Source organism: Paenibacillus periandrae, assembly GCF_022458865.1.
GTDB lineage: Bacteria > Bacillota > Bacilli > Paenibacillales > NBRC-103111 > Paenibacillus_S > Paenibacillus_S periandrae.
This window is the reverse complement of sequence record NZ_JAJNMU010000033.1, coordinates 18960-34564: the sequence shown is the minus strand read 5'-3', so window position 1 is coordinate 34564 and position 15605 is coordinate 18960. Positions and strand designations below refer to the sequence as shown.

The 15605-nt window shown below is 48.0% G+C and carries 12 protein-coding genes; 8 read left to right on the top strand and 4 right to left on the bottom strand.

The window, feature by feature from the left end; all coding sequences use genetic code 11:
* Window positions 1-183 precede the first annotated feature (183 nt).
* The 5 genes from gltB (at window position 184) to LRL21_RS38280 (ending at window position 7706) form a co-directional block, all read left to right on the top strand.
* Entirely contained in the window at window positions 184-4776 is a 4593-nt protein-coding gene (gltB, locus tag LRL21_RS38300; protein WP_240421074.1) for a glutamate synthase large subunit, read from the top strand.
* Between the two features lie 210 nt (window positions 4777-4986).
* Complete coding sequence (locus LRL21_RS38295) at window positions 4987-6471, top strand: glutamate synthase subunit beta (protein WP_240421073.1); 1485 nt, start codon at window positions 4987-4989, stop codon at window positions 6469-6471.
* A 174-nt stretch (window positions 6472-6645) separates the two neighbouring features.
* Window positions 6646-6969, top strand: coding sequence for a DUF4870 domain-containing protein (locus tag LRL21_RS38290; RefSeq protein WP_240421072.1), 324 nt, complete (start codon window positions 6646-6648; stop codon window positions 6967-6969).
* A gap of 107 nt (window positions 6970-7076) precedes the next feature.
* Complete coding sequence (locus LRL21_RS38285) at window positions 7077-7229, top strand: anti-repressor SinI family protein (RefSeq protein ID WP_240421071.1); 153 nt, start codon at window positions 7077-7079, stop codon at window positions 7227-7229.
* A 150-nt stretch (window positions 7230-7379) separates the two neighbouring features.
* Window positions 7380-7706 (top strand): helix-turn-helix domain-containing protein, encoded by a 327-nt coding sequence (locus LRL21_RS38280; protein ID WP_240421070.1) that lies wholly within the window; start codon window positions 7380-7382, stop codon window positions 7704-7706.
* Between the two features lie 16 nt (window positions 7707-7722).
* Here the strand turns inward: LRL21_RS38280 and LRL21_RS38275 are convergent, their stop codons facing one another.
* Genes LRL21_RS38275 through LRL21_RS38260 form a run of 4 tightly spaced genes read right to left on the bottom strand, consistent with a single transcriptional unit; the run spans window position 7723 to window position 13464 of the window.
* On the bottom strand, window positions 7723-9933 hold the full coding sequence (locus LRL21_RS38275; protein ID WP_240421069.1) for a glycoside hydrolase 5 family protein: 2211 nt from the start codon (window positions 9931-9933) through the stop codon (window positions 7723-7725).
* A 23-nt stretch (window positions 9934-9956) separates the two neighbouring features.
* The gene (locus tag LRL21_RS38270; protein WP_240421068.1) at window positions 9957-10772 is read right to left on the bottom strand and encodes a response regulator transcription factor; all 816 of its coding nucleotides are present in this window, start codon (window positions 10770-10772) and stop codon (window positions 9957-9959) included.
* 39 nt (window positions 10773-10811) lie between these two features.
* Entirely contained in the window at window positions 10812-12281 is a 1470-nt protein-coding gene (locus LRL21_RS38265; protein WP_240421067.1) for a glycosyltransferase family 2 protein, read from the bottom strand.
* A gap of 13 nt (window positions 12282-12294) precedes the next feature.
* Window positions 12295-13464, bottom strand: a complete 1170-nt coding sequence (locus LRL21_RS38260; RefSeq protein WP_240421066.1) for a HEAT repeat domain-containing protein — start codon at window positions 13462-13464, stop codon at window positions 12295-12297.
* Window positions 13465-13890: 426 nt separating this feature from the next.
* Here LRL21_RS38260 and LRL21_RS38255 point away from each other — a divergent pair, with 426 nt between their 5' ends.
* From LRL21_RS38255 to LRL21_RS38245, 3 genes are read left to right on the top strand one after another with little or no spacing between them, the layout of a single operon-like run.
* Window positions 13891-14805: a decaprenyl-phosphate phosphoribosyltransferase gene (locus LRL21_RS38255; RefSeq protein ID WP_275901101.1), complete on the top strand. Its 915-nt coding sequence runs from the start codon at window positions 13891-13893 to the stop codon at window positions 14803-14805.
* A gap of 20 nt (window positions 14806-14825) precedes the next feature.
* On the top strand, window positions 14826-15182 hold the full coding sequence (locus LRL21_RS38250; RefSeq protein ID WP_240421065.1) for an SMR family transporter: 357 nt from the start codon (window positions 14826-14828) through the stop codon (window positions 15180-15182).
* A 5-nt stretch (window positions 15183-15187) separates the two neighbouring features.
* The gene (locus LRL21_RS38245; protein WP_240421064.1) at window positions 15188-15604 is read left to right on the top strand and encodes a divergent PAP2 family protein; all 417 of its coding nucleotides are present in this window, start codon (window positions 15188-15190) and stop codon (window positions 15602-15604) included.
* Window position 15605 lies beyond the last annotated feature (1 nt).

The following is a 15605-nucleotide window of genomic DNA, read 5'->3' as shown; positions in this document are numbered from 1 at the left end:
CCGAATATTAAGTGAAATCGTTGCGAAAAAAGATAGCTTTTTATCGAAAAAATGATATTTTTTAAATTGATATGTTAGGTCTCAGGTGTTAATATAAAACATATTATCATTTATAACGTTCGTAGAATCGGCATGATTTTGCAAGCATGGAAGTTAATCTTACAGGAAGAAAGGTTGTACAACATGAGCAGAAAAGGATTACCAGTTAAACAAGGCCTTTATGATCCACAGTTTGAGCATGATGCGTGCGGCATCGGTTTTGTAGCTAATATTAAAGGGAAGCCATCCCATGAAATTGTGGGTCAGGCGTTGAACGTGCTTTGTAATCTGGATCACCGCGGTGGCCAGGGAAGTGAAAGCAATACGGGGGATGGAGCAGGTATTTTGCTGCAAATTCCACATAGCTTTTTTAAAGCGGAGCTTGCTCTTGAACATATTGAATTACCGGAGCCGGGCCAATATGGTGTCGGCATGGTATTTCTACCTCAGGATGCAGCTCAGCGTGCAGCCTGTGAGCAGGTGCTTGAGGCGCAAATCAAGGAAACCGGCCAGCGTCTGATCGGATGGAGAACGGTTCCTACTGACAACTCGTCCTTGGGCGTTTCCGCCGTATCAGCAGAGCCGTTCGTTCGTCAGGTTTTCATTGGATCGACAGTTGAGGCGTCACAGGAACTGGCATTTGAGCGCAAGCTTTTTGTCATTCGCAAGCTGACGGAAAATGCGGTTCGTGAGCTTGATCAGGAGCAAGTCTTTTATTTTGCAAGCTTGTCCAATCGTACCATCGTATACAAAGGTATGCTTACACCTGAACAGGTCGACAATTATTACCTTGAATTGAAAAATCCGAAGTTTGAGACGGCGCTTGCGCTTGTCCATTCCCGTTTCAGCACGAACACCTTCCCGAGTTGGGAACGCGCCCATCCCTATCGCTATGTGATCCATAACGGCGAAATCAACACACTTCGCGGTAACGTGAACTGGATGCATGCGCGCCAGGCGATGTGCGATACGGATCTGTTCGGTGATGATTTTAAAAAAATTCTGCCGATTATCGATACAGATGGCTCCGACTCCCAAATGTTTGATAACACGCTGGAGTTTTTGATGCTCTCCGGGCGTTCCTTGCCACATGCAGCAATGATGATGATTCCTGAGCCATGGTCCAAGCATGCGACGATGAGCGATGAGAAGAAAGCTTTTTACGAATACCATAGCTGCCTTATGGAGCCATGGGATGGGCCAGCAGCCATTTCCTTTACGGATGGCCGCATGATCGGTGCTGTTCTGGACCGTAACGGCTTGCGACCAGGCCGCTATTATATAACCAAAGATGATTTGATCGTACTTGCTTCCGAGGTAGGGGTACTGAACATTGCACCCGAACGGATTGCCAGCAAAGAACGTCTGCAGCCGGGCAAGATGCTGTTGATCGATACGGTCGCCGGACGTATTATACCGGATGAAGAGGTTAAAGCCGGTATTGTTGCCGAGCAGCCTTACCGTGCTTGGCTGGATGAGCACCTCATTTCATTGGAGGAGCTGCCACAAGCCGAAGATGTCCCTCAGACGGACCATGCTACCGTGCTGCAGCGTCAGCAAGCGTTTGGTTATACCTTTGAGAACATTCGTAAAGTGATTGAGCCCATGGCCAAGACAGGTGTTGATCCACTTGGATCGATGGGCTATGATGCTCCGCTTGCCGTTCTTTCCGACAGACCGCAGCTGCTGTACAGCTACTTCAAACAGCTGTTTGCCCAGGTAACCAACCCGCCGATCGATTCCAACTTTGAGGAGATCATTACGGCACAAGGTACAACGGTAGGTCCTGAACGCAATCTGATTCAGCCAGAACCGGAGAGCTGTCGCCAGATCCGTTTGGCTACACCGATTTTGACCAATGCGGAGCTTGCTCAATTGCGCGAGATCAAGCGTGATGGTTTTAAAACCGTAACGCTGCCGATCTTATTCAATCCAGCTTCCGGAACACAAGCGCTGGAAGAAGCCATGGAAGCTTTGTATACAGCTGCCGACGAGGCTATTGCTGATGGAGCTAACCTGATCATTTTATCCGACCGTGGCGTGGATGCGAATAATGCGGCAATTCCTGCTTTGCTGGCTGTATCGGGTCTGCATCATCACCTGATCCGCGTAGGCACGCGCACCAAGGTGGGCTTGCTGCTGGAATCCGGCGAACCGCGTGAGGTGCATCATTTTGCTCTGCTGCTTGGTTATGGTGTGAGCGCAATTAATCCTTATCTGGCGATGGAAACTCTGATTGATTTGTCCAGCCAGAACAAATTGAAAGATCTCACTATCGAAAAAGCATTGTACAACTATGTGAAGGCTTCAACAAAAGGTGTCGTTAAGGTATTAGCCAAAATGGGGATTTCCACCATTCAAAGCTACCGCGGTGCACAAATTTTTGAAGCTGTCGGCTTGGATCAATCCGTGGTTGATAAATATTTTACATGGACGTATACACCAGTAAGCGGTATTCAGATTGATACGATTGCCCAGGAAGCGATTCTACGCCATGAACGGGCTTACTCCGAGCAGGAGGGTCGTGACCGTGGACTGGATACAGGCGGAGAGCTGCAATGGCGTAAGAATGCCGAGGAGCATCTGTACAATCCGGAAACGATTCATGCGCTGCAAGCGGCAGTAAGAACGAACAATTATGAAATGTACAAAAAATTCGCAGGTTTGGTACAAGGCCAAGATGAGAAGTTTATGTCGCTTCGTGCTTTGTTCTCGTTCAAATCGCACCGTGAACCGATTTCTATTGATGAAGTTGAATCGGTAGAATCCTTGTTCAAGCGTTTTAAAACCGGTGCGATGTCCTATGGTTCGATTTCCAAAGAGACGCATGAGGATATGGCGATTGCGATGAACCGCATCGGCGGCAGATCGAACACGGGTGAAGGCGGAGAGCATTATGATCGCTTCACACCGGACGAGAATGGCGATTCACGCCGCAGTTCGATCAAGCAGGTTGCATCGGGCCGTTTTGGCGTAACGAGCAACTACCTGGTGAATGCGGATGAAATTCAGATCAAAATGGCACAAGGCGCCAAGCCGGGTGAAGGTGGCCAGCTTCCGGGCACGAAGGTTTATCCATGGGTGGCCGAGGTTCGCGGTGTGACACCAGGCGTAGGTCTGATTTCGCCGCCGCCGCATCATGATATTTATTCGATTGAGGATTTGGCTGAGCTTATTCATGACCTGAAAAATGCCAATCCGCGTGCAAGAATCAGCGTCAAGCTCGTATCCGAGGTAGGCGTTGGCACGATTGCTGCCGGTGTAGCCAAAGGTAAAGCTGATGTTGTATTGATCAGCGGTTATGACGGAGGAACGGGTGCTTCACCGCAAACAAGTATTCGTCACGCAGGACTTCCATGGGAGCTTGGTCTGGCCGAAACGCATCAAACGCTGATGCTGAACAACCTGAGAAGTCGGATTGTGGTTGAAACTGACGGTAAGCTGATGACAGGCCGCGATGTTGTGGTTGCTGCTCTGCTCGGTGCCGAGGAGTTTGGATTTGCAACGACACCTTTGATTGCGCTTGGTTGTATCATGATGAGAGTGTGCCATCTGGATACGTGTCCGGTCGGTGTCGCAACCCAGAACCCGCGGCTTCGTGCCAAGTACACGGGGGACCCTGAGCATGTGGTGAATTTCATGAACTTTGTTGCCCAGGATGCTCGTGAGCTGATGGCTGAGCTTGGATTCCGTACCATTGAAGAAATGGTGGGTCACACGGAATATCTGGAAACGAAGCAAGCCATCGACCATTGGAAAGCCAAAGGTGTTGACTTGGCACCACTTCTTCACAAGCCGGAGGTTGGCGAAGATGTGGGCAGCTTCTGCTCTATGGCTCAGGATCATGGACTTGAGAATTCTTTGGATATGAAAGAGCTGCTGAGCATTTGTGAGCCTGCTCTGGAAGAGAAAAAGAACGTGCATGCGATCCTTCCGATTCATAACGTAAACCGTGTTGTCGGAACCATTCTTGGTAGTGAGGTAACGCGCCGCTATGGACGTGAGGGATTACCGAACGATACGATCCGCATTCATTTTAACGGCTCTGCAGGTCAAAGCTTTGGTGCCTTTGTACCTAAGGGCATTACGCTCTCGCTGGAAGGCGATGCTAACGACTACGTGGGCAAAGGCTTATCCGGCGGTAAAGTTATCGTATTCCCATCCGAGCAATCGAGCTTTACAGCGGAAGAGAACATTATTATCGGGAATGTTGCCTTTTACGGAGCAACCGATGGTGATGCTTATATTCGCGGTATGGCAGGGGAGCGCTTCTGTGTACGGAACTCTGGCGTTCGTGCAGTCGTTGAAGGTGTAGGAGACCATGGCTGCGAGTACATGACGGGTGGACGTGTAGTCGTATTGGGACCAACAGGACGTAACTTCGCAGCAGGAATGTCGGGTGGTACGGCTTATGTGCTTGATGAGCATGGCACCTTCAAGGACCAATGTAACCAGGAGATGGTTTACCTGGAGCAGGTTGAAGAGACGTTCGAAGCCGAGGAGCTGCGCAATATGATTCAGCGTCATGCAACCTTTACTGGAAGCTCGATGGCAGAACGTGTCCTGAAAAACTGGGAAGAATACGTATGGAAATTCGTCAAGGTCATTCCGAAGGACTACAAACGGATGTTTGAAGCGATTGAACGCGTCAAACGGTCCGGCTTAAGCCAACAGGAAGCTATGCTAGTGGCGTTTGAAGAAAATATGAAGGACGTATCCCGTGTAGGCGGTAATTAATCCTTTACAATAGTAAGCTTAATAGGGTTCATGTCGTAATTTGCAAATAAAGTTTGCTTGGAGTCAGTTCCACGATCTGTACCTTTAACGCACCTGTGCGGATAAGGGTATAGATGGTGGGCAGCTCTTGGCCTCTCTATTGAAATGACATGAACTCTTAATCATATTAATATTTAAAGCGCTTTCACAATCCAGTATGGAGGTATGGGAATGGGTAAACCAACCGGATTTATTGAATATGAGCGCCAAACACCAAGCGAGATATCACCATTGCTGCGCATTAGTCATTGGAACGAATTTAGTGTTCCGTTGTCAGAAGACAAGCTGCAACAACAAGGTGCACGCTGTATGGATTGCGGAATCCCATTTTGTCACACAGGCACCTTGATTAGTGGTATGGCAGCAGGCTGCCCGGTCAACAACCTGATCCCCGAATGGAATGATCTCGTCTATCAAGGTGAATGGCGTGAAGCGTTGGAGCGTTTGCATAAAACGAACAATTTTCCTGAGTTTACCGGTCGTGTTTGCCCGGCTCCCTGTGAAGGCTCCTGTACCGTGGGCTTGAGCGGATCACCCGTCACCATTAAAAACATTGAAAAGTCGATTATCGATAAAGGCTACGCAGAGGGCTGGGTTGTTCCCGAGCCTCCGACTATTCGAACAGGCAAGAAGGTGGCAGTAATAGGCTCAGGCCCTTCCGGACTGGCATGTGCAGCACAACTTAATAAAGCGGGTCATACCGTAACCGTCTACGAAAGAGCGGATCGGGTTGGTGGCCTCCTGATGTACGGTATTCCGAATATGAAGCTGGATAAAAAGTATGTGCAGCGCAGGGTTGACCTGCTTACGGCAGAAGGCGTTACCTTTATAACCAATACCGAGATCGGCAAGGATATTCCGGCAGCGCAGCTCAAGGAGGAATTTGACGCAATAGTATTGTGCGGCGGTGCGACCAAAGGCCGTGATCTGAACATTGAAGGCCGTGAGCTGAAGGGTGTTCATCTTGCGATGGAATTTCTCTCCAAAAACACGAAAAGCCTGCTCGACTCCAAGCATCAGGATGGACAATTTATATCTGCAGCAGGCAAGGATGTGATTGTGATCGGTGGTGGCGATACAGGTACAGACTGTGTAGGCACCTCAACCCGCCATAAATGCCGCAGCGTTACGCAATTCGAGATCATGCCGCGATCACCGGACAAACGTCCCGCTAACAATCCGTGGCCAGAATGGCCGAAGGTGCTCAAGGTCGATTATGGGCAGGAAGAAGCCACACAGCTTCAGGGACAGGACCCGCGTCATTATTTAATCAATACGAAGAAATTTGTTGGTGATGAGAACGGCCATGTGAAGGAGCTGCATACCGTTCTGATCGAGTGGCAGTTGGATACGCAAGGTCGGTTTGTACCGGTAGAAGTGCCAGGCAGTGAAAAGGTATATCCGGCGCAACTGGTTATGCTTGCGATGGGCTTTATGGGTCCGGAGTCCACGGTGCTTGATCAGCTGGGAGTTGAGAAAGACGCACGCTCCAATGCCAAAACCGATTACGGCAAGTATGCGACCAATGTAGAAGGTGTATTTGCGGCGGGAGACATGCGGCGCGGCCAAAGTCTGGTCGTGTGGGCGATTAATGAAGGACGCGAGGCTGCCCGCGAATGCGATCGGTTCCTGATGGGATCATCGAATTTGCCGTAATGACCATGTTTGATCGAACAGGAACGTTTATCGGTAACGATGAACGTTTCTTTTTTTCATGTCAGCGTAATAGACTAGTTAAAGGACCAGGGCCGGTTTAGTTCCAATGACTCTAGTCCGGAATAAAATAAATGTGCTAAGGTGGATTCAATAAAACATGCAGGAGGTGGATTTGTGTTAACGGATGATGAGAAAACATTTGCGCTGCTATCGCACGTGTTAAGTCTGGTTGTAGGTTTTCTTGCACCGCTGATCATTTGGCTGCTGAAAAAGGATCAATCGGCCTACATAGCCGAGCATGCACAGGAGTCGCTTAATTTTCAAATATCGGTCTTGATTTATTCTGCTGTAGCCGGAGTCTTATGCTTTATTCTTATCGGTCTGGTGCTGCTGCCCTTGATCGGTATTGCCGCTCTGGTTCTTATTATTGTGGCAACGGTTAAAGCTTATAAAGGGGAAATGTACCGTTACCCTTTTACGATTCGTTTGATTAAGTAACTGAGCACGAGAGGCCTGATCCCTTTTATACCCCCTCTAATCGAAGGCTGGCGGCGAATACTATTTTATGCCAAGTTAAGTTTAAGGAATCTGGAGGGATCAGGCAAATGTCTTTTTCACCAACACCTGCACTCAAGAAAAGCCTCGACGAAAACTGGGTCCAACTCATGATCGCGGCTCGCAGCATGGGGATTTCCAAGCAAGAAGTGTTACTTTGCATCCGACAATTACAGAAACAAAATAAACGTAAAGCCAGATGAACACTAGAAAAGCCAAGTCATACCTACCTAGTTAACACGAAGCGTTTATCGCTTGCTGTGTTATTTTTTTTGTCCACACAGCTACAGAGTCGGGGAAATATGGTAAAATAATTAAAAGTGTATCAGTCAGTAGATAGGGGAGTAGCTGCGATGTTAGGCAAAAGAGTCAAGCAATTGCGTCTGGAAAAAGGCTACTCGTTAACCGAGTTAGCTGATAGGGCAGGTGTTGCCAAGTCCTACCTGAGTTCAATTGAAAGGGATATCCAATCTAACCCCTCCATTCAATTTCTTGAGAAAATTTGCGCTGTACTTGAGGTTCCCATGGAAACATTCTTGCATAATAAAACCACTCCCCAGGAAGAACTTGATGAGGAGTGGCTGAAGCTCGTGCGAGAAGCTATGGAATCGGGTATTAGTAAAGAGCAGTTTCTGGAGTTTTTACAATACAATAAATGGCGCAAGGATCAGCAGCAATAAGGATAGGGTGCAGCAGTTACTTTTGACCTAACGATTGATAGGCTTGCTGCATCAGCTTATAGCTTTGCTTGACACGTTCAACATAATTCACTTGATCCCATGGTTTCCAGCTGTAAATCGGCAGTTGGGAAACCGGATAGCGGCCAGCGCCTTCCAAACCGATAATCTTGCCTGTAGCGCGATTGACCAGCCAGGGAACAAGACGAATACCTTCTGTAGGCTGTGCGAACAACCTTTTCTCCTTATCCCCGTAGCTGATGACCTGCAGTGAGCTAGGATCCGTGAAGCCAAGCAGCATCCAGGGAATTCTGACCTCAATCGTATCTCCTTGTGCTTGCCACATGGACAGTGAATTATATTGCGGCGAATCTGGATTCGTTGTGCCGCGTCGCAATGCTCCAACAGCAACCTCTTCAAAAGGACCGTATTTCTTGGAATCGGGTGGACTGAACTCCAGTCCAACAGCCAGCTTCCAAGTATTAAATACCCCCGAATCGTCAACGAATTCCTCTGGTGTCCAAGCCTTCATCCCATATTGCTTTCCATATACCCGAGTATGCATATCATAATTGGAGGCGATCCGCACCTCGGACTCGCCGTCTTTACCTAACACAATCAATGCCTCCAAGCCTTCATCGAGCGTTTTATCGCCTAGCTCCTTGGCATGTTTGTTTCCACCAGGCAGCGTATCTACGCCGAGGTATAATAGCTCGCGCTGCGGATCAAACGGCTGCTCCAATTTGGCATTGATATAGACATACGCTTCGTCATGTGTCATCGTGATTTCTTTCAAGCCGGGATAGGACATATCCAGCTTCTGCTTGTCTGATGCTTTCAAAGCATCCCAGTCACGGGTGGCGCCATCGATAATAAGCGGACCGTCCTTGGAGGATAGCATGGCGAGCAGTCCAAAATGCTGCTCATTAGTCAATACATTGTGCCATAGCTTACGCCGAGCCGCCGGAATTTCAAAATGCATCGTGTTCCAGGTGCGTTTAAACCATTCATCCTGCCAGGAAAAGACCGCTGCTCCCGCCATGCCTTCACTATAAATATCCTGCAGCAAAGAGGCGTCAATTCGGCCTTGCTCCTGTTCGTCATGACCGCCTTGGTCACGCCCCATTGTTCCAAGATGGGCAACGCCCATGGAAGAAGGGACACCAAATTCGCTAATGATCACGGGCATGCCTGCATGATAGGCTTTCAGCTTGCGGAGATAGCTTTTGTAGGGATTAGCCGTACCATCTGCTTCATGAACATCCTGCAGCGTTTCATCCAATCGAAAAAAATCGGGATAATACGGATAGGCGTGAAAAGTGGCAAAGTATCCTGCCGCCCAGTCCTTGACTTGAAGATGTGTCGCATCCACACTGACCATATCCTCTTCGATCAGAACCTCACCGGGGTGGGTCAGCGGATCGGTCGTTACCCAATTCGTAAAAGCAAGCGGGTGCTTCCAACCGAATGGAGCTTCCGTATGGGCAAGATGATCCAGCATTTCTGCCAGCCAGTTCTCGAATGGAGTTGCTTGAGGCTTGGCCGACATGTAAGTACCGATAAAATCTTTTTTATCCTTATGTTGTTCATTCGTATTTTTTACCATCGCCGGGTCCCACTCGGTCCCGATATGCCAGCCCAGCAGGTAAGGACCCGCATTGGACCGATAAATGCCGCTGGCTTGTCCAAATTGCTCAGGGATATCAATGCTTCCATATACCGCCCCAACAGCATCAGTGATCTCACTTTTAAAACGATTGTAGATTTGTTCGATATAGGCATCCTTCTTTTCAATCAGCTCTTCTTCCGGAGTCCATATTCCTTGTATGAAATAGAGTGGTTTCTCGGCATGCTGTTGATTGTACTCGACCAGTGCATCGTAGAAGACAGGCTTCAGAATCGTATACACCCGGATTGTATTAGCACCCATGTCCTGAATCTGAGCGAACCATCGCAGATAGTGATCCTTCGTGATTGGAAGATCCCCGGGGTCATATCCTGGGAGGGCGGCACCCAGATTAACTCCTTTGACAAAGAAGGGGGTCCAGGCTTGCTGATCATACAGTTCGATATGATCCTGCTGTGTACGGAATTTCAAGTGAGTGCCGTCGGCGGCCAGAACAGTCTCCACTTTTTTGGCGGGCCAATAATGCCAGATGAGGTAACCCGCAACAAGTCCTATGAGTATACGGATCAGCCATTTGGCGTATACGGTTGTTTTCGCATCCATATCAGGTGTGCTCCTTTAACTCATTATGCTAGCAGCCGATGAATTCGGGCCTCCAGCTCGATGGGGGAAAATGGCTTTGTAAGGATATCGGAGACACCCAGGTCAAAGCATTTGCCGAACTCCTGCTCGAGTCCGAGATCGGTAAGCACCATGATTTTGCATTGATTTTTTAATGTACGAGATTGGCGAATTGTGTGAATTAACTGATAACCGTCAAGTGCGGGTAGATGGAGCTCTGTGATCACCAGGTCCGGTGGTGTTTCAGTAATTAATTGGAGACCTTCCATACCGTCTTGAGCTGGGCGAACAGCGTAGCCTCGGTGACTAAGTCGTGCTGACAGGAAATCAAGCAGATCGGTATTTTGATCAATCATAACAATAGAGGATGCGGTCTCGACTTGAATATGACGATGAAATACGCGGATTTCGCGATCTACTGTATCCTGATTATTGGTCATAGCGATCATTTCTGACATCGCAGGCGCATTCAGTACTGCACTTTCAGGAAAGCTGGCTGTGGTGATAGGTCCGGTCAAGAGGCCTGACTGCTGCAGGAAATCCTTGATGGACAAGGAAAGGAAGTGTGTATGAGCGAGAGGCTGGCCGGGTAATACAACAACCAGAAGCGACTCTCTGGGTTCATAGCTCATAAGGATGTTAAGCGTCGTATCCTCCATACTGAGGCGTGTCTCCAAATCCTGCAGCTCGATCAATCCTGGATTACTGATATGTGCCAGGATGAGACCGCATTTGCCCTGCCCGGAGGCTGGCAGCTGCTCGGTGACTTGCTCATATAGATGGTAAGATAAATCGTTATGGATGATAGCGGACATATTCATAATGGAAACACTCCTTTTGATTATGATTGGGCATATAGGTTACATAACCGTCGCTTTGGACGATTGTCCTGCTGATAGCTGCGTTGGAGACAGGGGCTGCTCGGTGACATCCTCTTTCCAGCTGCGTCGTACCATGGTGCCCCAGCTGTTGTTACGGCGCAGGAAGTCTGCATGACCGTGCAGCTTCCACAGTGCATTCATTTGGTCATAACCGATGGTCATCAGCATTGAATACCCAATGATTTTCCAAATGTCAGCAGTTTGTGTGCTGCGTTTAAAAGCAATTTCCTCGATAATGAGCGACCCGGTCGTGAACAACAGACTGATAAGCAGATTGATTAATATAAAAGCTAACAAAATGGGCCATTGGGTCATATTCATTACCACATAAGCAAGTAGTGCGACCAAGCCAGAGAGCTTAATGAAAGGACTTAACGTTTCGTACAGGATCGTGTAGGGCAAGGCCAGCCATCCGATGATTTTATATTTGGGAACGAACAGCATCGCTCTAAAATGAATAACATTCCACAAATTACCTCGAATCCAGCGCTTTCGCTGTGATCCAAGTATGCTTAACGTATCAGGCGCCTGTGTCCAGCACACCGCATCAGGGCAAAAAAGTATCCGGTAAGGCAGCCCTTGCTGAAGCATATAACGATGCAGCTTCATGACGATGTTCATGTCTTCACCCGGACAATCCGCCTCATACCCGCCTACTTCTATTAAATAATCTTTACGAAACAAACCAAAAGCTCCAGATACGATCAACAGACCGTTTAAGGCACTCCAGCCGATGCGTCCTCCCAGGAAAGCTCTCATATATTCTACATATTGCATGGCCGGCAATGATTTACGGGACAGTCGGTGCTTGGTCACACGCCCGCCCTGTATGGTACTGCCGTTCGCAATTCTCACATTTCCTCCAATAGCGATGTGCTGCTCCGGATTTTCCATATAGAGCTGGACCAAACGAATCAGCGCATCCTTCTCCAGCATCGAATCCGCGTCAATGGTAGCAACCAATGGATATTGGGCTGCATTGATACCGGCATTAAGCGCGTCAGCCTTGCCACCGTTCTTTTTATTGATGACGACCAGCTTGGGGTACTGCGGATTGTGATAAATCTCTTCTATAGACTTCGATTGCACAAGACTGCGGATGGAGCTTGGACGAATCCTGGTGAGCTGAAATTCATCGACCAGTACCTGCAGGGTGCTATCCTGAGAGCCGTCGTTAATAACGACGACTTCATACTGGGGGAATTCCAGTGCCATCAAGGAACGGACATTATCAATAATGGTTAGTTCCTCATTGTAGGAAGGAACGAGAATAGAAACAGGTGGTACATGCTCCGAGCCGGATAACTCACGAAATCGTGAATACATCGTGCTTTTGATCTGTGTCCGCATCCGTTGTGAGGAAAGTGCCATAATCAAAAAGTACAATAAGCTGGAGCCTGTGATCAGGAGGGTGGCGAACAACCCATATTCTAATAAAAAAGCTCTCATCTCGTTCTCCTTTCTACGAACTGATTCGCAGTTGTGTCACATTGCGGTCAACATAAGATTCATTGAACATTTTTTCGTACAGGTGGGAGCATTCATTGAAATATAAAAGCTGCCTGATGTCTTGGGAAGCTAAAGACTCCGCCGTTTCCATATGTTCATGTAAGGCAGCTTTGGCCATATCACGATGCTGCTCTTCCTCGGCAGCCAGGGCAGCTTCACACATGGCTTGGAAACCTTTGATGCCCAGCTTGGACAAGCTTGCTGTAGCGTAATGACGTACCCACCACTCGGAATCCAACATGGCGTGTTTCAACCTATCGGTGAAATCGTCAACAGGCTGCTGGCCTGCAGCTTTTACTGCTGCGACCCGGATTTCCCAATCCGAATGCTGCATAAAAGCAAGAAGCTGATCGGGTAGCAGCAAATGCGTGTACTGGAGCAGCAGCTTGCAGGCTTTAATGCGTACCTCTTTGTGCTCCGAATGGACAAGGCTATCCAGAAACGGAATGGCCTCGGGAGCATGGCGCCCGGAAAGTCCGACCAAGGCAATGATAATCAGGTCTTCCTCCTGAGTCAGCAGCATTTCCAGAAAGACAGGGGTTGGATCCAAGGTGGATGAACCTATGATGTCCATGATCAAATGATGGCTTTGCGGGTGATGCTTGACTAGTCGCAATATGAGCTTGCGCAGCTCACCTGGCTGTTGTGCGCATTTGGCAGCCGCGCGGCCGATCACAAAAGCAGTGGATTCATCGGTTTCGCGTTCCAGCAGGGTAAGCAATTCGCTCGTGCATGTTTTGGCTCGCATAACACCAAGATGATATACGGCATCTATGCGTTCCCAGTGGATGTGGCTATGCAGGCGTTTGCGATTCAGCTCGACAAGCCCCATTTGCTCGCATAATTCACTTAGCTTATCGCGATGAGAACCTTCAAGCACCTCGATCCATTCCAATAGTTTTTGTTGGATGGCCTTAAGTTCCTTGATGGTAAGTTTACCCGGTGGAGGTAATAATGGCTCAGGGCTGTCCATATTGATGCTGAGATAGTGGAAATATTCCTGATGCTGGAGTAAGCATGCAGCGGTTTGCTGATCTAAGGAAAGGCTCCTTGCACGTAATGTGAACAAAATAGCAAGCATGACCATAATAAGGAATACGAGTATCGATGTTATTACAATCATGGGTTGCAATGAATTCGTGAGCATCCACGCAGCTCCTTTCGCTAGTTAATCATTCAGCTTTATCACATCACCTATTCAACGGTAATACGTATGGCCAAATTTCTCGTTTTATCGACACCATGGTCCCGATCCAAAACTGCCAAGTTCCTTTTGGGCCGCTTTACCTTGTGGTGACAACAAGTACCATTACCCATTATTCTTAATAACGAACAATAAAATGGATTATAACGCAAATTTATCGAAAATAAAAATGTTTGAACTTGGATTGGTTCGGTTTAAAGAACAATATCCTACTTATTTCGCCGATATACTCCACAAATCTCTACACTTTTGTTCTTTATAACAGTATATTCGTTCGTTATAATGAATTTTGGGGCGAATGCGATTGTATTCACTTATCTTGAACGAACAAAGGAGAATTCAGTTATGGCGCCTACCAAAGCAGATATTAAGCTTAAGGAAGAGGTGAACAAACCGTTTCTCGGTATGTTCTTTACGTTAATGAGGCCCAAACAGTGGACCAAAAATGTGCTCGTATTTGCGGCTTTGATCTTTTCGATTAGAATCGCCAATGTAGATATGCTGGGAAAAGCTTTCACTGGATTCATTTTGTTCTGCCTCGTTTCCAGCTGTGTGTATGTACTGAATGACTATGTCGATCGTGACCGGGATCGCATGCATCCCGAGAAGAAGAACCGACCACTGGCTTCAGGTGCTTTGAATCCGCAGATGGCCTTGGTATTTGGACTTGTTTTGTTGGCGGCCAGTTTTTTTGCTGCTTTTCGTTTTCACCCACCTTTCGGATTTGTGCTGCTGCTTTATTTTGTCCTGAATGTCCTGTACTCGTATCGTCTTAAGCATGTCGTTATCCTCGATCTATTGATCGTGGCTTCCGGATTTGTGCTGAGGGCTGTTGGTGGGGGGCTCATCATTGGGGTTCCATTAACACCCTGGTTTCTCATTTGCACGCTTTTGCTCGCGCTTTTCTTGGCGATTAGTAAGCGGAGGCATGAATTGGTTTTGCTGAAATCGGATAAAGGCGACCACCGTCATGTACTGGAGTATTATTCGATGGATTTACTGAATCAGATGAACGCTATCGTTACGACAGCGACAATTATGAGCTATGCCCTTTTTACCTTCAATTCCGGACATACGATCCATCTGATGTGGACGTTGATATTGGTGCTGTATGGAATATTTCGATATTTGTATCTGATTCATGTGGAAGGCAGAGGAGGGAAGCCGGATAAGCTCCTTTTGGAAGATAAGCATATTTTAGTGACGGTTGTGCTGTATGCGATATCGGTGATGTTCATTCTGATGGTTTTCGATAAATAAACGGCAATGGGGGAGCAGGTATGAAGTACATAGAGTTGATAGCCTCCATTGTGCTGGGCGCTGTGGGACAAGTGCTGATGAAGTGGGGGATAGAATCGTTGAAGGCGGGTGATATGACTGCGGTATCGGGGTTCGGCTTGCTTCGTGCTTGGCCTGTGGCAGCGGGCTTGGCTAGTTATGGCCTCAGCTCGATATGCTGGCTGCTTGCGTTAAGAAAGTTTCCGTTAAGTACGGCGTATCCGATGGTTAGCTTGGGTTATATACTCGTGATGCTGATGAGCATCTGGTTGTTTCATGAAACGATATCGATGCAAAAATGGCTTGGGGCAGCCGTTATTTTGGCTGGTGTTGTATTGATTGCCCGTTCAGGAGGGTGATATTGATGAGCTTAGATGCAGGGTACCTGTATCCGGTTTTGCCATTTGCTGCCTGGCTGTGCTCAGGTACACTTAAATATGTGATTAATCGGCTGCGTTATGGTGTTGATGCCAGACAGCATATCGGTAATGGAGGATTTCCAAGTACCCATACCTCGGTGATTTCCTCGATCACGATATTCATCGGCTTTGAGCATGGCTGGGGTACACCGTTATTCGGTTTGGCTGCAGCCATAACCTATATTGTGATGATGGATGCCGTTGGCCTTCGCCGTGCTGTTGGCGAGAATGCACGCTGGATTAATACCTTAGCGGATGGAAAGGTACATTTGCGCGAAAAGCAGGGCCATACACGTATGGAAGTAGCGGGAGGCTTGGCCGTCGGACTGCTGCTGGCATGGGCCGCTTCGAGCATGCTGTAAT